This window comes from Nocardioides sp. CER19 (genome assembly GCF_029846275.1).
Classification (GTDB): Bacteria; Actinomycetota; Actinomycetes; order Propionibacteriales; family Nocardioidaceae; genus Nocardioides.
Map to the genome: position 1 here is coordinate 251,988 of NZ_JARVWS010000001.1, position 17,234 is coordinate 269,221.

The window sequence follows — 17,234 nt, forward strand, 5'->3', positions numbered from 1 at the left end:
GGCGCGTCCACCGGGTACGAGGGGTCCGCCATGAGCACCGATACGAAGCCCCTGCACGGCCGTCACCGCGCCGCGGTGGAGACCCGTTCCGCGTTCCGGCCTACCGTCCGGCCGATGCTGCTCGGCGGCGCGACCGTCGCGCTGGTGTCCCTGATCCTCACCTGGCAGGTCCTCTGATGCGCCTTCACGTCCGGTCCCTGATCCAGGTGTCCGTCTCGCTCACGCAGGCGGTCGTCCTCCTGAGGGCACGCCGCACCGCCTGACAGTTCCCTACGCCGTCGGCGGGACCGCGTCCCCGCGTCAGGTCAGGCGTGCCGGCAGGTGCTCCCACCCGCGCAGGATGCGGGTGTCGCGACGCCGCGCGCCCGGCTCGAGCCGGAGGTCGGGGAAGCGCTCGAAGACCGCTCGCAGCCCGACCTCGCCCTCCATCCGAGCGAGCTGGGCGCCGAGGCAGTAGTGCCGCCCGGCCGAGAACGACACGTGCTCGCGGGCGTTCGCACGCGTGATGTCGAAGCGCTCCGGGTCCTCGAACACGTCGGGGTCGCGGTTGGCCGCCGCGAGCACCGTCGTGACCGGACGACCGGCGCCGATCTGCTGACCGCAGACCTCCGTGTCGCGCAGCGCGATCCGCCCGGTGAGCAGCACCGGCGGGTCGTAGCGCAGCACCTCCTCGACCGCGTTGGACCACGGGGCACGGCCACCGAGGAGCGCGTCGAGCTGGTCGAGGTGCTCGCGGAGCAGCACGATCCCGTTGCCGAGCAGGTTGACCGTGGTCTCGAAGCCGGCCGCCAGCACGAGGCCCGCGGTGGCCTTGAGCTCCCGCTCGCTGAGGCCGACGCCGTCCTCCTGGGCGGTGAGGAGCTGGCTGAGCAGGTTGTCCCCGGGGTGCCGGCGCAGGTGCTCGAGGTGCCCGGTGAGCCAGTCGTCGAACTCCACGAGAGCGCTCTCGATGGTCCGGAACTGCCCCCAGCCGACACCGAGGTCGAGGGCGGCGCCGGCCTGGTTGCCGAGCTCGAGGATCCGCTGCCGCATGCCCTGGGGGACGCCGAGGATCTCCGAGATGACGATGACCGGCAGCTGCCCGCAGTAGCCGGCGACCAGGTCGACCGGCGAGGTCGGGTCGATCGAGTCGAGCAGCTCGGCCGCGATCTCCTCGGTGCGCCCGCGCAGCTTCTCGACGGCCCGCACGCTGAAGACGCGGGTGACGAGCTTGCGGTAGCGCGTGTGGTCCGGCGGCTCGGTGACCAGCAGCGACGGCGGCTCGACGGGGTTGAAGACGTCGGTCGCCGCCCACCGGGCCAGCCGCGACATCGACCCGGAGGTCGTCGGCAGGCCCGTCGAGAAGTCGTTGCTGCTCAGCACCTCCTTGACGGCCGCGTGGGACGCGGTCATGAAGCTGAACCTGCCCTTCGCCAGCGTCCCGCTGTCGCGCAGCTCGTCGAAGATCGGCACCAGTCGGTCGGTCCGTCCGTTCTCGGCCGCCGCGGTGATCAGGCGGCCCTGCAGGTCGCCCTGGCGGGCGGCGCGACCGATGACGGTGCGGGGGATGCCGTGGCCCAGGCTCCAGCGGACCAGCGGCTTGACGGGCTCCGTGACGCGGTCGGCGAGCCGGCGGGCGAGGCTCGGGGCGGGCACGGTCGACAGCTTGAGCATGGATGACCTCCTGCCTCGCACGATACGGCGTGGCCCCGACGCCGGGACAGCGTCGGGACCACGGGTCGAGCCGGGCGGGCCGCGTCAGGCGACGGGTGCGCGCCCGAGCGTGACGGTCGCGGTGTGCGCCTGGCCGCTCGTGTCGGTCCAGCCCACCCGCACCCGGTCCCCGGCGTCGTGCTTCGCGACAGCGGTCGACAGCTGGTCGATGGACGTGACCTCGGCGCCGCCGAACGACGTGATGGTGCTGCCGGTGGTGATCCCGGCGTCGGCCGCGGCACCGTTGTCGACGAGCCCCGCGACGACCGGGGCACCGGAGGCCCCGTAGAGCTGCACGCCGAGTGCGCCGTCGTACCCGAGCTCGATGTCGCCGGTGGTGTCGCCCGCGATGATCCGCGTCGCGAGGTCGAGCACGGTGCCGATCGGGATCGCGTAGCCGGTGACGTCGGCGCGCCCGCTGGAGGCGGCGACGTTCATGCCGATGACCTCGCCGTCGGAGTCGAGCAGCGCGCCGCCGGAGTCGCCGGAGACGACGTCGGCGTTCACCTGGATGAGGTGGCTGAGGCTCTCGGTGCCGCCCTGGTCGTCGGAGACGGTGATGTTCGAGCTGGGGGCGGTGACGGTGCCGTCCGCGGCGAGCAGCGTGCCGCCGCCCTCGGCGTTGCCGACCGCGGTGACGGCCTGGCCGGTGGTGGCGCCGCCCGTGTCGGTCGTGACGGTCGCCAGGCCACTGGCGTGCTCGAGCTGGAGCACCGCGACGTCGTCGGTCGCGTCGTAGCCGACGACGTCGGCGACGTACTCGCGCCCGGTGCTCGGCACGGTGACGGTGATCGACGTGCTGTCGGCGACGACGTGGTGGTTGGTGAGGACGATGCCGTCCGCGGTCAGGACCAGCCCGGTCCCGGCGGCCTCGCCGGTGCCGTAGTCGACGACGGTGTCGACGAGGACGACGCCGGTCGACTCCTGGGCGGTCGCCTGCTGGGCGTCGAGGGTGCTGGTGGTGGGGTACGACGAGTAGCCGCCGTAGCCGTAGCTCTGGTCGCCCCCGTCGCCGCCGTAGCCCGAGCCGGCCGACCAGCCCCCGCCGAGTCCGGGGTAGCCGTAGTCGGCGGCGGCGACGGCCGCCGGAGCGGCGACGGGAAGTGCGACCAAGGGCGCGGCCAGGACGGTGGCGGCGACGATGCGACGAAGACGGTGAGCCATGGGGAGCCTCCTGGGGACGGGAACGACTCGACTGTCCGCCTGCCCGCTGTGGGGTTCCTGTGGCGCAGCCCGGATCCTCCTACGGAGTCGGCTACGGGCTCAGCGCCGCGCCGACCACGACCAGCCGGACCGTGACCTGGTCGCCGTCGTCGAGCCCCTCGCTGCGCCGGACGGCCGCCTTGACGCCGAGGAGGTAGCGGCCCTCCTTCGGGAACAGCGAGGTCTCGTACGACGTCTCGCCGATCGTCGCCCGCACCGGGATCACGCCCCAGCCGTAGGTCACGGCGTTCGCGATGTCGCGGATGTCCTCGCTCTCCTCGTCGGGAACGGCGACGTAGTAGAACGGCGCCGGCCCGCGCCACGTGAAGATCGGGCCGGAGAAGGTCAGCTCCATGTGATGCTCCGGTGATGCTCCGGTGATGCTCAGGTGGTCCTCGGTCGGTCGTCGCGGGCTCAGCCGGCGAGCTCCGCCGCCACCATGAGCGGTCGGACGCCACTGAGCCGCTTCTCGTAGCGGACGTGGTCGGCGTACTGCTCGAGAACGTGCCAGAGCGCCTCGTGCGCCGCCCACGGCAGCGGCTCGTCGCCGCGGTGCCAGGTCTCGCCGAAGCTGATCCACACCGGCACCCACTCCCCCGCGCACTCCCAAGCGCCGCGCTTGGCGATCAGCAGGGTGCGCCGCACCTGGAACGCGGTGCGGGGGCCGTCCAGGCAGATCGGCGCGGTCCGGATCGGCCACAGGCGCAGGTCGCGCTCCATGAGCTCGAGCTCGAGGTCGACGAGGGCACGCGGCTCCACCAGGACTGTCGCAACGATCTCGTGGGGCCGGCGCCTCATGGAGCGACGCTAACCCGCGGTCGCCGCTGACGAAAGGTCCCACATCCAGGGGCAGCGACGGTCAGCGGTTGGCGTCCGCCCGGCCCCAGAGCCGCCGGCCGGTGACCTCGACCGGGTCGACCCGCACGACGAGGCTGCGCGGGCCGGGGACCCAGACCCGCATCTGGAGCACGGAGTCGGGCACCTCGTCGCCGTCCACCACCTGCGCGGTTCCGATGGCCACGACGCTCCACGCGGACTTGTCGACGTGGTCGACGTGGTCGACCTCGACGGCCACGCGGCCGCCGTGCACCTGGCGCCCCAGCGCCGAGTAGGGCTGCGTCCGGAACCACAGGGACTGATGGGTCACGGTGTAGTTGACGGGGACGATCGCGGTGCCGTCGGGTCCCGACCACGCGACCCGGGCGACCTCCTCCGTGGGAAGCAGGCGCCAGCAGTCGTATGCCGTCAGGACCGCTGGAGGCCGGGTGCCGGACGGGGTCGTCACGGCGTGCCCCGCATCAGGCGCGGACGTTCACGCACAAGTCCCACCTCCTGGCCGTCGGCTCCTCCCAGTACCCAGGTCCGGCCGCCTCAGCGGGCACTCAGAGCGTTCCGAACCGCCACTCGATCGTGGAGCGGTAGGTCTCCCCGGGCGCGAGGCGCGCGGACGGCCAGGTGGGGTGGTTCGGCGTGTCCGGGGACAGCTGCGGCTCCAGCGCGATCCCGTCGCCGACGCGGTAGCGCCGACCGTCGCGGCCGGGGCCGCCGAGGACGTTGCCCGTGTAGACCTGCAGGCCCGGCTGGTCGGTCAGCAGCTCGAGCGAGGTGCGCGTCCGCGCCGAGGACAGCAGCGCCGCGGGACGCAGTCCGGCGCCCCTGACGACGAAGTTGTGGTCGATCCCGCCGGCATCGGCCAGCTGCGGCTCGTCGACCCGCAGCACCGGACCGAGCAGCGTCGGCGTGCGCAGGTCGAACGGCGTGCCGTCGACCGGGGCGTGGTCGCCGAGCGGGATCCCGGTCGCGTCCACGGGCGTGAAGTGGTCGGCGTAAACCGCGAGGGTGTGGGCGTCGACCGTGCCCGCACCGTCACCGTCGAGGTTGAAGTAGCTGTGGTTGGTCATGTTGACGACCGTCGGCGCGTCGGTGGTCGCCGTGTGGATGATCCGGACCGTGGCGCCGTCCACCTCGTAGGTGACCGACGCCGTCACGGTGCCGGGGAAGCCCATGTCGCCGTCGGGGCTGACCAGCGTCAGCGTCACGGAGGTGGCGGAGGACGACGCGACGGTCCACAGGCGCTTGTCCCAGCCGTCGGGGCCGCCGTGCAGCGAGTTCCCACGGTCGCTGGTCCCGATCGTCACGGGCGCGCCGTCGAGCGGAAACCGCCCACCGGCGATCCGGTTGGCGTAGCGGCCGATCGTCGCGCCGAGGAACCCGTCCACGCCGAGCAGGTGCGCGACCGTGTCACGGCCGAGCGCCACGTTGCGTCGTACGCCGTCCCCGCCGGTGACCTCGACCCGGTGGGCCGTCGCCCCGAGGGTGAGGACGTCGACCACGACCCCCGGCGCCGCACCGATCGTGACCCGCTCGACCGGCCGCCCGTCCGGCATCTCCCCGAAGCCCATGGGCGGAACGCTATCGAGCGCCTCGGAGGACCGACCGCACCGCCTCGTCGGTCCGCGCGGCACCTCGAGGCAGGCGGGGCTGATCCAGCTCTCCACCCGGGCAGTCCGGCGACCCATGCCTCACCGCATCGATCGCGGCGGCCACGACGGCTGCTGGGACACCGACGGTGCCATCCGAAGACGCTCCGCCGGATGCGGTGGGCCAACGCGAAGATCAAGGAGACGTCCGCCCAGGCCATGGTCACCGGCTGAGCCGGCGGCGGCCGCGCCGGGCGGAGGACTGGTCCCACCGGTCGCCGGGGCGTAGAAAGGACCCACGGTCGAGCGGACGACGGTCCTCGTGGTCGGTCACGACAGCCTGACACCCGGAAGGCGGAAGATGCCGCACGAGACAGGCAGCGAAGTCCAGGACGAACAGCTCCCCCGGCCGACCCGGTCACTGCGCGCGACGTGGATCCGGCGAGCCATCCTCCTCGTCCTCGCCATCGCCTGCGCGCGCATCATCATCGACCTCGTCGGGTCGATCGACTGGCACGCGGTCTGGGACGGCATCGACCACCTGCACACCTGGCAGCTCGCGCTCCTCATCGTGCTCGTCGTCATCCGCCAGACGCTCAACGCGATGCCGCTGGTCTACTTCATCCCCGGCCTGTCGGCGTTCCGCGCGACCGCGTCCGACCAGGGGGCGACGCTGATGTCGATGATCGCGCCGCCCACCACCGACCACGTCTTCCGGCTCGTGGTGCTGCGCTCGTGGGGCATCGACCTCGGGCGGGGAGCCGCCGGCAGCACGGGCAACATCCTCGTCTTCTACATCGCGCGCTGGATCGCCCCGCTCGTCGGCGTCGTGCTCCTGGCCCCCGTGAGGTTCGACCTCACCTACCTGGTCGTCGCCGCCGCGTCGCTCGTGGTCGCCGTGGCGATCCTCGTGGGCGGTCTCCTGGTGACCCGGTCGCAGGCGCTCGCCCAGCGGCTCGGTCGCTGGGCAGGCACCTGGGCGGCGCGCGTACGCCGCTCGGTCGACCCCGAGGCCTGGGCGTCGGCGACGGGCGGCTTCCAGACCCACATCGCCGACCGCTTCAACACCGGCGTGATGCTGTCCATCCCGACGCTCGTCGCCAAGCTCCTCGTCGACGCGACGATCGCCCTGTCCGCCATCCGGTTCGTCGGCGTCAGCGGCGACCAGCTCGCGGCGGTGGAGGTCATCGCCGCCTTCCTCGTGGTCTTCCCGCTCACGCTGTTCCCGTTCCAGGGGATCGGCCTGCTCGACGCGACCCTCGTCGCCGCGCTGACCGGCGTCGGCGGCGTGCAGCTCGAGGCCCAGCTCGTGGCCGCGATGGTGACCTACCGGGTCGTCACGCTCGGCGTGCCGGCGCTCATGGGCCTGCTGTTCATCCTCGTCTGGCGGCACACGACGCAGGAGCCGGTGCGGTTCCGCTCGACGGGGCGGTCGGACTGACCTCTCGAGCCTCCTCGGATGCCTCCGGAGATGAAGGCCCGAGATGACGGCCGGAGATGACGGCCGGAGATGAAGGAAAGCCCCAGGGAGACCCTGGGGCTTTCGTTCACGTGCGCGAGGGGGGAGTTGAACCCCCACGTCCTTTCGGACACACGGACCTGAACCGTGCGCGTCTGCCTATTCCGCCACTCGCGCGTGAAGCAGTCCGAACGTTATCCCAGGCCCGGCTCGGCGCCCAAACCGGCGTGCGCCGCCCCCACCGAACCCGCCCCGGCGGCGCGCGTCCGAGCCACCCCTGAATGGCCCCGATACGATCGACAGGCCCGCCGGAGATCCTGCGGGCTTTCATGCATGTGGACACGACTGGACGTGAGGAGGCGCCGTGGGCGGGCTGCAGCGGTTCGAGCAGCGCCTGGAGTCGATGATCTCCGGCGTCTTCGCCCGGGCCTTCCGCAGCGCAGTGCAGCCGGTGGAGATCGCCGCCGCCCTGCAGCGCGAGTGCGACAACAACGCCCAGGTGCTCTCCCGGCAGCGGCGGCTGGTGCCCAACGACTTCCACGTCGAGCTGAGCCAGCCCGACCTCGACCGGCTGCAGCCCTTCGACACGGCACTGGTCGACGACCTCACCCACCAGCTGCAGGACTACGCCGAGGAGCAGGGCTACGTCTTCCCGGGCCCGATCGCGATCGACTTCGAGCGCGCCGACGACCTGACCACCGGCCGCTTCCGCATCAAGAGCGGCGCGAAGGCACAGGTCAGCGGCAACGCGACCGAGACGCGGATGACGCGTGCGTCGGCGTACCTCGAGGTCAACGGCACCCGGCACCCCCTCGACCGCAACCTGGTGGTCGGCCGCGGCAACGACGCCGACCTCCGCATCAACGACCCGGGCGTGAGCCGACGGCACGTCGAGTTCCGCGTGAGCCACGGTCCGGTGCCGCAGATCGAGGTGCACGACCTCGGCTCGACCAACGGCATGCTCGTCAACGGCCAGCGGATGGTCCGCGCGCTGGCCGACGACGGCACCGAGGTACAGATCGGGAACACGACCATGACCGTCCGCCTGGTGGAGGAGCCGGCCTGATGTCCGAGCTGACTCTCTTCCTCATCCGGATCGCCTATCTCGCGATCCTCTGGATCTTCGTGCTGAGCGCCGTCTCGGTGATCCGCTCCGACATGTTCGGCGCACGCGTGCCCGAGCCCACCCGAGGCGGCGGCGCCGCTGCCAAGGCACGCAAGCAGCCGAAGGCTCGCCCCAGGAAGGGCGTCCCCACCCACGTGCTGGTCGTCGAGGGCGCCAACGCCGGGGAGCGCGCCGACCTGGCCGACGCCCCGGTCCTGATCGGCCGCGGCACCGACGCCGCCATCAGGCTCGACGACGACTACGTCTCCACGCGGCACGCCCGGATCGCGGCCAGCGGCGACCAGTGGTTCGTCGAGGACCTCGGCTCGACCAACGGCACCTACATCGGCACCGTGCGGATCAACCAGCCGACCACGCTGACGCTCGGCACCCAGGTGCGCATCGGGAAGACGATCCTGGAGCTGCGCAAGTGACCCTCCAGCTGCGCTTCGCGGCCATCTCCGACGTGGGGCGGGTTCGCAAGGACAACCAGGACAGCGGGTACGCCGGCCCCTGGCTGCTCGTCGTCTGCGACGGCGTCGGCGGCGCCGCGCGCGGCGACCTCGCCTCCAGCACGGCCGTCCAACAGCTCCGCAACCTCGACGCCGCGCCCGACCCCGAGCACACCGCCGACGAGCTCGTCGGCCAGGTGGCCGGTGCCCTCCACCGCGCCCACGACCGGATCGCCGAGCTGGTCGACCACGACCCGGCCCTGAGCAGCACGAGCACGACCGCGACCGTCTGCCTCTTCGACGGCGAGCAGCTCGCCGTCGGCCACGTCGGCGACAGCCGCGCCTACCTCTTCCGCGAGCACGGGCTCAGCCAGGTCACGCACGACCACACGTTCGTGCAGACCCTCATCGACGACGGCCGGATCACCGAGACCGAGGCGCGCTCCCACCCGCACCGCAACCTGATCCTCAAGGCGATCGACGGTCAGCGCGAGGCCGAGCCCGACCTCTTCGTCGTGCCGCTGCAGGCGGGCGACCGGCTGATGCTGTGCAGCGACGGCGTCTGCGGCGTCCTCGACGACGGCCGGATCGCCGACGTACTGGCCGGCGGCAGCGCCGACTACGCGGCCGTCGAGCTGGTCAGGGCCAGCCTGGAGGCCGGCAGCAGCGACAACGTCACCTGCATCGTCGCCGACGTCGTCGAGGCGGGCGCGGTCGACGGGGCTGACGGGGACCTCGAGCCGCAGCTCGTCGGGGCGGCCGCCGAGCTGCGCCGTCGCCGGCTGTTCAAGGGTCACCGCAGCGGCGACACCGGCGAGCTCGAGCCGATCGTCGCGGACGGCCTCGGCGATGACATGGAGGGCCTGCCCCCGGGCGCCATCCCCGACGACCCTCTCGACCCGGACCTCCACGAGGCGCTGCGCTACGCGCCCCGTGCCCCGCGCCGCGCCGTCTGGCTGCGCCGGATCCTCGCCCTCGCCGTGGTCGTCGGCATCGTCTGGATCGGCGCCGCGGCCGCCTGGTCGTGGGGCCAGAAGCAGTACTTCGTCGGCGTCGACGGCGACGACGTCACGATCTTCCGGGGACTCAACACCTCGTTCGTCGGGATCGACCTGTCCACGCCGTACCTCCGCACGGACCTCGCGGTCGACCAGCTCGCCAGCTATGACGCGCACCAGGTCCGCCAGGGCGTGACGCAGAGCGACCTCACCGACGCGCGCCGCTACGTCGACAGCCTCGCCTCGCGGATCGGCACCGACACGGGAGCCGAATGACGATGGCAGCACTCTCCCCGGTCCGGGCCGTCACGCAGGCCACGATGTTCCGCAGCCGTCGCGGCGCGGAGCTGTTCCTGCTCGTCCTCGCCCTCTTCGTCGGCATCGGCGCCTACGCGGCGGTGGGGCTCGGCGTCGACCAGCAGGTCCCGCCCGACATCGTCGGTTACGGCGGCTGGCTGGTCGCCCTCGTCGTCGCGGCCCACCTGACGGTCCGCTTCGTCGCGCCGTACGCCGACCCGGTGCTGCTGCCCGTGGTGGCCGCGCTCAACGGGCTCGGTCTGGCGGTCATCCACCGGATCGACCTCGCGAAGACCGACACCGACTTCGCCGCGAAGCAGCTGTTCTGGATGACGGTCGGCGTCGGCCTGTTCATCGCGACCCTGGTCTTCCTCTCCGACCACCGCGCGCTGCAGCGCTTCACCTACACGTCCGGCCTCGCGGCGGTCCTGCTGCTCCTGCTGCCCCTCGCGCCCGGCCTCGGTACCGAGATCAACGGCGCCCGGATCTGGATCCACGTCGGCGGGCTGAGCTTCCAGCCGGGCGAGATCGCGAAGGTGCTCCTGGTCATCAGCTTCGCCGGCTACCTGGTGCTCCACCGCGACGCCCTCGCGCTGGCCGGCCGCCGGTTCGCCGGCATCGACCTGCCCCGCGGTCGCGACCTGGGTCCGATCCTGGCGATGTGGCTGGTCAGCCTGCTGGTCCTGGTCGCGCAGCGCGACCTCGGCTCCGGTCTGCTGTTCTTCTGCCTGTTCATCGTGATGCTCTACGTCTCGACCGAGCGGGCCGGCTGGCTCGTGGTCGGCGGGTTCCTCTTCGCGGCGGGCGTCACGGCGACGTACGTGCTGTCGGGGAGCATCGGGTTCCTCGTCCACGTCCGCAACCGGTTCGACATCTGGCTCAACCCGATGGAGTACTACGACCGCACGCCGGGCAGCTTCCAGCTCGTCGAGGGCCTGTTCGGCATGAGCTGGGGCGGGCTGCTCGGCCGCGGCTTCGGCGAGGGCCGGCCGACGCGCGTGCCCTACGCCGAGTCGGACTTCATCATGGCCGCGATCGGCGAGGAGCTCGGCCTGACCGCGGTCATGGCCGTGATCCTGCTCTACGGCCTCATCGTCGAGCGCGGCCTGCGCATCGCGCTGATCTCCCGCGACAGCTTCGGCAAGCTGATGGCGACCGGTCTCGCGGCCCTCGTCGGCCTCCAGGTCTTCACCGTCGTCGGTGGCGTCACCCGGCTCATCCCGCTCACCGGACTGACCACACCCTTCTTGTCCTACGGCGGGTCGAGCCTGGTCGCCAACTGGGTGATCATCGCGCTGCTGCTGCGCATCTCCGACCACGCCCGCCGTCCCCTGCCCGACCTCTCCGTCCCCGACGACCAGGACGAGATGAACACCCAGGTCGTGAAGCTGCCATGAACAAGCCCATCCGAACCATCTCGATCTTCCTGATGCTGCTCTTCGCGGCACTGCTGATCAACGCGACCTACCTGCAGTACTACGCGTCCGGGAAGTACAACGACGACGCGCGCAACCGCCGGGTCGTCGACGCCGACTTCTCCCGCCACCGCGGCGCCATCCTGGTCGGCCGGGACCCCGTGGCGGAGAGCGTGAAGTCGGACGACCTCTACAAGTTCCAGCGCACCTATCCCAAGCCGCTGCTCTACGCCGCCCTCACCGGCTACTTCGCCTACGGCGGCTCGATCACGGGTGTGGAGAAGTCGCAGAACGCCGTCCTCTCCGGCAACGACTCCCGCCTCTTCGTCAACCGGCTCATCGACCTGCTGGGCAACAAGGGCCCCGAGGGCGGCGACGTCGAGCTGACGGTCAACGCGAAGGCGCAGAAGGCGGCCTACGACGCGCTCACCTCGCTCCCGGGCAACGTGAAGGGCTCCGTCGTCGCGCTCGAGCCGAGCACCGGCAAGATCCTCGCGATGGTCACCACGCCGACCTTCGACCCCAACAAGGTCGCGACGCACGACTTCCAGGCCAACCAGAAGGCGTTCAGCAAGCTCGAGGCGGACCCGGGCAAGCCGCTGCTCAACCGAGGCGTCCAGATGGCGCTGGCGCCGGGCTCGACGTTCAAGGTGGTCACGGCGAGCGCCGCCATCAGCTCCGGCAAGTACAACGCCGACTCGATGGTCCCCGGCGGGGCGACGTACCAGCTCCCGCAGACCTCGGGCGAGTCCGGCCTCATCGACAACGAGGGCCGCGACTGCGGCGTGAAGACCGTGAAGTTCACGCAGGCGATGGAGAACTCCTGCAACACCGTCTTCGCCCAGCTCGCCGTCGGCGTCGGCGCCGACGCGATGCAGAAGCAGGCGGAGGCGTTCGGGTTCAACGCCGACCCGTCCTCCGTCTTCAACGACCTCCAGGGCACCAACGGCAAGACCACGCTGGTGAAGTCGAACTTCCCCACGGACATGAACCCGCCGCAGACCGGCCAGAGCGGCATCGGGCAGTTCGAGGTACGCGCGACGCCGCTGCAGATGGCGATGGTCGCGGCAGGCATCGCCAACCACGGCACGGTCATGAAGCCCTACCTCGTCGACCAGGTGCAGTCGGCCGACTCAGACACCGTCGCGACCACCGAGCCGGAGAAGTTCTCCCAGGCGGTCACTCCCGAGACGGCCCGCGAGGTGACCAAGCTGCTCGTCGCCACGGTCAACGAGGGCACGGCCTCCCCCGCAGCCATCACCGGCATCCAGGTCGCCGGCAAGACCGGCACCGCCCAGAGCGGCCAGGACAACGTGCCGCCGTACGCCTGGTTCGTGTCGTTCGCGCCCGCTGACAACGCCAAGGTCGCGGTCGCCGTCATGATCGAGAGCGCCGACATCCCGCGTGACGACATCGCCGGCGGCAAGTGGGGCGGTCCCATCGCCAAGAAGGTCATGGAGGCGGTGTTGAACCAGTGATCCCGCCCGACAACGGCACCGAGGACGGCACCGTCTACGCCGACGACGCAGGCCGCTACCAGCTCCAGAGCCGCATCGCCACCGGTGGCATGGGGGAGGTCTGGCGCGCCCGCGACACGGCCCTGGGACGGGACGTCGCGATCAAGCTGCTCAAGCCCGAGCTGGCCGGCGACCCGGTCTTCCGCACCCGCTTCGAGGGTGAGGCGAGGCACGCCGCCGGGCTGCACCACCCGGGTATCGCCGCGGTCTACGACGTCGGCGAGCAGATCCTCCAGGACGGCTCGGTTCGCCCGTTCCTCGTGATGGAGCTGGTGGACGGCCGGCCGCTCTCCTCGGTCATCCGTCCCGGCGTCGGGATGGACCCGGCGGTGGTGCGCGACCTGCTCGCCCAGGCTGGCGACGCCCTCGCCACGGCCCACGCGGCCGGCATCGTGCACCGCGACGTCAAGCCGGCCAACCTCCTGGTGACGCCCGACCGGAAGCTGAAGATCACCGACTTCGGGATCGCCCGCGCGCTCTCCTCCGCCGCCGTGACCGGGACCGGCGCTGTGATGGGGACGCCGCAGTACCTCTCGCCCGAGCAGGCCCGCGGCGAGGTCGCCACGCCGGCCTCCGACGTCTACGGGCTCGGCGTCGTCGCCTACGAGTGCCTCGCCGGGCGGCGGCCGTTCGAGAAGGAGACGGCAGTCGCGACGGCGTTGTCCCACCTCAACGACCCGGTCCCGCCGCTCCCGGACACCGTCCCCGCCGACCTGGCGGCCGTCGTGATGCGGGCGCTCGCCAAGAAGCCCGCCGAGCGCTTCCCCGACGCCGCCGCCTTCGCCGCGGCGCTGCGGGGCGAGCCCGGGCCGGGCGAGGCCCCGACCCAGGTGGTCGCGCCCATGATGGCCCCGCCCCCCGACGCCACCCAGGTCATCACCGGGGTCGGCGCGCCCGTTCCCCCGACCTCGGCCACGCCCGCCCAGGAGGCCGAGGAGGAGCCCCAGGAGGAGCGCCGTCGCGTGAGTCCCTGGCTGATCGCCGGCATCGTCGCGCTCGTCCTCGCGATCGCACTGGTGATCTGGCTGCTGCTGCGCGACGGCGGGAACGACACGCCCCCGCCCGAGCCGACCACCCCGACCGCGACGGCCACGACCCCGACGCCGACCGAGGCCACGTCGCCGACCGAGACGGCGCGGACGTTCGACCTCGACGAGGCCGACTACGTCGGTCGGGACCTCGACGAGGTCCTCGCCGACCTGCGCGGCCTGGGCCTGGAGACCCGCACCCGGGAGGTCGCCAACCCCGGCGACCAGACCGCCGAGACCGTCACGGCCGTCTCGCCGACGCGCGGCCTGCAGGAGGGTGACCGCGTCGAGGTCGCCTACTACGGCCGGCCGACTCCCACCCGGTCGCCGACGACGCAGTCGCCGACCCAGGAGCCGACGACGCCCGCCCCCACGACCACTGCGCCGCCCACGCCCCCCGCGACGACGCCGCAGACCGCCCAGACCGACACCAGCACCGCCACCGCGAGCGACACCCTGACGCCCGCAGCCCGGAAGGACATGTCCCGATGACCAACGCAGAGCCGACGATCGTCGGCGGCCGTTACGAGCTCGGTGAGCTCCTCGGCCGCGGCGGCATGGCGGAGGTGCGCAAGGGCACCGACACCCGCCTGGGCCGGGTCGTCGCCGTGAAGCGGCTGCGCACCGATCTCGCCAGCGACGCGACGTTCCAGGCTCGCTTCCGCCGGGAGGCGCAGTCGTCCGCTTCGCTGAACCACCCCGCGATCGTGGCCGTCTACGACACCGGCGAGGAGGTCACGCCGGACGGCGTCCACCAGCCCTACATCGTGATGGAGTACGTCGCCGGCCGGACGCTGCGCGACATCCTCCGCGAGGGCCGCAAGATCCTGCCCGAGCGGGCGCTCGAGATCACGTCGGGTGTGCTGTCGGCCCTGGACTACAGCCACCGGGCCGGCATCATCCACCGCGACATCAAGCCCGGGAACGTGATGCTCACGCCGTCGGGCGACGTCAAGGTGATGGACTTCGGCATCGCCCGCGCCATCAGCGACGCGCAGTCCACGATGACGCAGACCGCGGCCGTGGTCGGCACCGCCCAGTACCTCTCCCCCGAGCAGGCCCGCGGCGAGACCGTCGACTCGCGCTCGGACGTCTACAGCGCCGGCTGCCTCCTCTACGAGCTGCTCACCGGCCGTCCGCCGTTCGTGGGCGACTCGCCGGTGGCGGTCGCCTACCAGCATGTCCGCGAGCAGCCGCAGCCGCCGAGCGACCATGACACCGAGCTGCCGCCCGAGGTCGACGCGATCGTCATGAAGTCGCTCGCGAAGCGCGTGGAGGACCGCTACCAGTCGGCGGCGGCGATGCGCAGCGACATCGAGCGCTACCTCGACGGCCGCCCGATCTCGGTGGTGGCTGCCGCTGCGCCCGTCGGCTCCGCGCAGGGCGGGCCGCCGACCTCGACGGTCGTCGCCGCTCCGCTCACGGCCGCCGGCACCGGGCCGGGCGCACTCGAGGAGGAGGCCGAGGACGAGCACCGCTCCCGCACCGGCCTGCTGATCTTCCTGGGCGTGCTCGTGATCGCGCTGATCACCGCCGCCGTGCTCCTCTGGCCCAAGCTCTTCCCGAGCTCTCCCGACCAGATCCAGGTGCCCCGCCTGGTGAACCTCACCGAGGCACAGGCCCGGTCGGCGATCGGCGACGCCGGGCTGACGGTCACCAACGTCGAGTTCGACAACAGCGACACCGTCGCGGCCGGCAGCGTGATCCGGCAGCAGCCCCAGCCCGACACCTACGTCGACCCCGGCTCGGGCGTCGAGATCACCCTGTCGGCGGGCAAGCCGCAGGTAGCGGTGCCGAACGTCGTGGGCATGCAGCTCAAGGACGCGAAGGCGGCCCTGGAGCAGGCCGGGCTCACCGCGAAGACCCAGGAGCGGGAGTCCGACGAGCCGAAGAACAAGGTGCTCGAGTCCAACCCGACCCCAGGCCTCAAGGTCGACGCCGGGCAGCCGGTGACGCTCTACTACTCCGACGGGCCCGAGCAGGTGCCGGACGTCCGCGGCAAGACGCAGGCCCAGGCCGAGCAGATCCTGCGCGACGCCGGCTTCGACCCGGAGGCCAGGCCCGAGCCCAACACGACCCAGCCGAAGGGCACCGTCGTCGACCAGTTCCCGCAGGCGCCGGAGACCCGCAAGCAGGGCGAGAAGGTGCTGATCTTCGTGTCGACGTACGAGCCACCGCCGCCGGTCACGACGCCCAGCACCCCGTGCATCACGCCGACGCCCGGCATCCCGCCGCTGCCCGGCGAGCCCTCCGCCTGCCCGACCAACGGCCAGCAGTGACGGGTCGGCGCATCCCCGGACGGCGGGGATGCGCCACCCGGTTCAGTCGATCGGGCGCGCGTAGGTCAGGTCGCGCAGGCCGCCGTACGCCGGCGCGGTGACCCGGCTCCGCTCCTGCATGCCCCAGCCGATCGCGATGTCGGGGTTGGCCGCCTGGTCGCGGTAGACCTTGACGTAGGCGTCGTCGTCGATCGAGCGCGTCAGGTCGGCGGGGTTGCCGACCGCCTCGATGACGAACGGCTGGGGATAGGGCACGCCCTGGAGCTGGATCGTGCTGCCCGAGCACTTGATGCCGGTCGTGCTGATCACGCGCTGCCCCTGGATGGTGACCGCGTTCGCGCCGCCGCGCCACAGGGCGTTGACGACGGCCTGGACGTCCTGCTGGTGGACGACGAGCACGTTGGCCGCCTGGTCACCGACCTTCTCGAGCTTGTCCTGGGGTGCGTCGGAGAGCGTGATCCGGACGCCGGGCCCGCTGTGCGCGACGAGGCCGGCCGGGTCCTTGAGCTCGTCGACCTCCCGCTTGTAGCGCTTGACCGTGTTGTCGTCGACCTGCTGGGTGAGCCGGCTGACCTCCTTGTCGGTCTGCGCGACGCGTTCCTCCAGGTGGGTGTAGCGCAGCTTCTCCGAGCCCGTGACGGTGGCGAGGTCCGTGTAACGGCCGGGCCGCAGGTCGGTGCCCTCGCTGTTCTGGGCGCTGACGACGAACAGGCCGCCGCAGATCAGGATGACCAGCGGCGTGCCGACCCGCCACGCGGAGAGCCGACGCGCACCCCGCCCGGACCCGTGGGTCGGGGCTTTGTGCGGGTGGCCGGTCATGGCGACTAGGCTACGGCGCACGTGCGCCAGCACCACAGTCGTCACCGAACCCAGGAGTCTTCCTCGTGCCCAAGCTGAAGCCCTCGAAGGACTTCGTCGACCCGACGCGAGGACCGGTGTTCAGCGTCCGCTTCATCGTGTCGCTGATCCTGATCGTCGTCGGGATCGCCTGGATCGCCTACTACTACGTGGCGGTCCGGCCCGGTGACGACGGCAAGGCGGGCAGCCCCGCGTTCATGGCCGACTGGGGCAACTGGAACTACCTCATCGGGTTCGGGCTCTTCTTCCTCGGCCTGTTCGTCTCCGCCCACCCCTCGACGCCGCTCGGTCGTGGCCGGGGAGTCGTCGTGGGGATGCTCGGCTGCTTCCTGCTCGGCCTGGCCTGGATCTGCGTCTTCTACATCTTCTCCGACGACCTGTCGAACCTGTGGGTGTTCAACGACCTGGGTCAGAAGAACCTCGTCGTCGGCATCGCGTTCATGGCCACCGGGTTCGCCTTCGCGACCAGGTGGGAGTGACGGCACCGGTTCGTCACGTTTGAGAACGCCGC

General features: G+C 71.8%; 17 protein-coding genes and 1 tRNA gene. 10 read left to right on the top strand and 8 right to left on the bottom strand.

The features are described from left to right. The first annotated feature begins 30 nt into the window (after positions 1 to 30). Complete coding sequence (locus tag QDS12_RS01295; RefSeq protein WP_279876397.1) at positions 31 to 177, top strand: hypothetical protein; 147 nt, start codon at positions 31 to 33, stop codon at positions 175 to 177. A 123-nt stretch (positions 178 to 300) separates the two neighbouring features. Here the strand turns inward: QDS12_RS01295 and QDS12_RS01300 are convergent, their stop codons facing one another. The 6 genes from QDS12_RS01300 to QDS12_RS01325 form a co-directional block, all read right to left on the bottom strand. Next, complete coding sequence (locus QDS12_RS01300; protein WP_279876398.1) at positions 301 to 1,653, bottom strand: cytochrome P450; 1,353 nt, start codon at positions 1,651 to 1,653, stop codon at positions 301 to 303. A gap of 84 nt (positions 1,654 to 1,737) precedes the next feature. Then, a complete protein-coding gene (locus tag QDS12_RS01305; protein WP_279876399.1) occupies positions 1,738 to 2,856 on the bottom strand; it encodes a trypsin-like peptidase domain-containing protein in 1,119 nt (372 codons plus the stop codon). A 91-nt stretch (positions 2,857 to 2,947) separates the two neighbouring features. Next, positions 2,948 to 3,250 carry a DUF1905 domain-containing protein gene (locus QDS12_RS01310; RefSeq protein ID WP_279876400.1) on the bottom strand — a complete coding sequence of 101 codons (303 nt, stop codon included), beginning with the start codon at positions 3,248 to 3,250 and terminating at the stop codon, positions 2,948 to 2,950. Between the two features lie 59 nt (positions 3,251 to 3,309). Continuing rightward, the gene (locus QDS12_RS01315; RefSeq protein WP_279876401.1) at positions 3,310 to 3,693 is read right to left on the bottom strand and encodes a hypothetical protein; all 384 of its coding nucleotides are present in this window, start codon (positions 3,691 to 3,693) and stop codon (positions 3,310 to 3,312) included. A gap of 61 nt (positions 3,694 to 3,754) precedes the next feature. Further along, complete coding sequence (locus QDS12_RS01320) at positions 3,755 to 4,180, bottom strand: pyridoxamine 5'-phosphate oxidase family protein (RefSeq protein ID WP_279876402.1); 426 nt, start codon at positions 4,178 to 4,180, stop codon at positions 3,755 to 3,757. Positions 4,181 to 4,277: 97 nt separating this feature from the next. After that, positions 4,278 to 5,297, bottom strand: a complete 1,020-nt coding sequence (locus tag QDS12_RS01325; protein ID WP_279876403.1) for a galactose mutarotase — start codon at positions 5,295 to 5,297, stop codon at positions 4,278 to 4,280. Between the two features lie 379 nt (positions 5,298 to 5,676). On the opposite strand from QDS12_RS01325, the gene QDS12_RS01330 reads away from it, so the two are divergent. Beyond that, the gene (locus tag QDS12_RS01330; RefSeq protein WP_279876404.1) at positions 5,677 to 6,756 is read left to right on the top strand and encodes a hypothetical protein; all 1,080 of its coding nucleotides are present in this window, start codon (positions 5,677 to 5,679) and stop codon (positions 6,754 to 6,756) included. 111 nt (positions 6,757 to 6,867) lie between these two features. Here the strand turns inward: QDS12_RS01330 and QDS12_RS01335 are convergent. After that, positions 6,868 to 6,951: transfer RNA gene (locus QDS12_RS01335), tRNA-Leu, on the bottom strand. Positions 6,952 to 7,138: 187 nt separating this feature from the next. On the opposite strand from QDS12_RS01335, the gene QDS12_RS01340 reads away from it, so the two are divergent. Genes QDS12_RS01340 through pknB form a run of 7 tightly spaced genes read left to right on the top strand, consistent with a single transcriptional unit; the run spans position 7,139 to position 15,865 of the window. After that, positions 7,139 to 7,840: a DUF3662 and FHA domain-containing protein gene (locus QDS12_RS01340; protein WP_279876405.1), complete on the top strand. Its 702-nt coding sequence runs from the start codon at positions 7,139 to 7,141 to the stop codon at positions 7,838 to 7,840. Next, positions 7,840 to 8,313, top strand: coding sequence for an FHA domain-containing protein (locus tag QDS12_RS01345; protein WP_279876406.1), 474 nt, complete (start codon positions 7,840 to 7,842; stop codon positions 8,311 to 8,313). The genes QDS12_RS01340 and QDS12_RS01345 overlap by 1 nt, the downstream gene beginning before the upstream one ends. Then, entirely contained in the window at positions 8,310 to 9,605 is a 1,296-nt protein-coding gene (locus QDS12_RS01350) for a protein phosphatase 2C domain-containing protein (protein WP_279876407.1), read from the top strand. Before QDS12_RS01345 ends, QDS12_RS01350 begins: the two co-directional genes overlap by 4 nt. A gap of 2 nt (positions 9,606 to 9,607) precedes the next feature. Further along, on the top strand, positions 9,608 to 11,023 hold the full coding sequence (locus QDS12_RS01355) for an FtsW/RodA/SpoVE family cell cycle protein (protein WP_347882171.1): 1,416 nt from the start codon (positions 9,608 to 9,610) through the stop codon (positions 11,021 to 11,023). Continuing rightward, positions 11,020 to 12,519, top strand: coding sequence for a penicillin-binding protein 2 (locus tag QDS12_RS01360; protein ID WP_279876409.1), 1,500 nt, complete (start codon positions 11,020 to 11,022; stop codon positions 12,517 to 12,519). Before QDS12_RS01355 ends, QDS12_RS01360 begins: the two co-directional genes overlap by 4 nt. Beyond that, positions 12,516 to 14,078 (top strand): protein kinase, encoded by a 1,563-nt coding sequence (locus QDS12_RS01365; RefSeq protein WP_279876410.1) that lies wholly within the window; start codon positions 12,516 to 12,518, stop codon positions 14,076 to 14,078. Before QDS12_RS01360 ends, QDS12_RS01365 begins: the two co-directional genes overlap by 4 nt. Continuing rightward, positions 14,075 to 15,865, top strand: a complete 1,791-nt coding sequence (gene pknB / locus QDS12_RS01370; RefSeq protein WP_279876411.1) for a Stk1 family PASTA domain-containing Ser/Thr kinase — start codon at positions 14,075 to 14,077, stop codon at positions 15,863 to 15,865. Before QDS12_RS01365 ends, pknB begins: the two co-directional genes overlap by 4 nt. Before the next feature lie 42 nt (positions 15,866 to 15,907). Here pknB and QDS12_RS01375 read toward each other — a convergent pair whose 3' ends face one another. After that, positions 15,908 to 16,684, bottom strand: coding sequence for a DUF881 domain-containing protein (locus QDS12_RS01375; protein WP_279876412.1), 777 nt, complete (start codon positions 16,682 to 16,684; stop codon positions 15,908 to 15,910). A 65-nt stretch (positions 16,685 to 16,749) separates the two neighbouring features. Here QDS12_RS01375 and QDS12_RS01380 point away from each other — a divergent pair, with 65 nt between their 5' ends. Beyond that, complete coding sequence (locus QDS12_RS01380) at positions 16,750 to 17,202, top strand: cell division protein CrgA (RefSeq protein ID WP_279876413.1); 453 nt, start codon at positions 16,750 to 16,752, stop codon at positions 17,200 to 17,202. Positions 17,203 to 17,234: the final 32 nt, after the last annotated feature.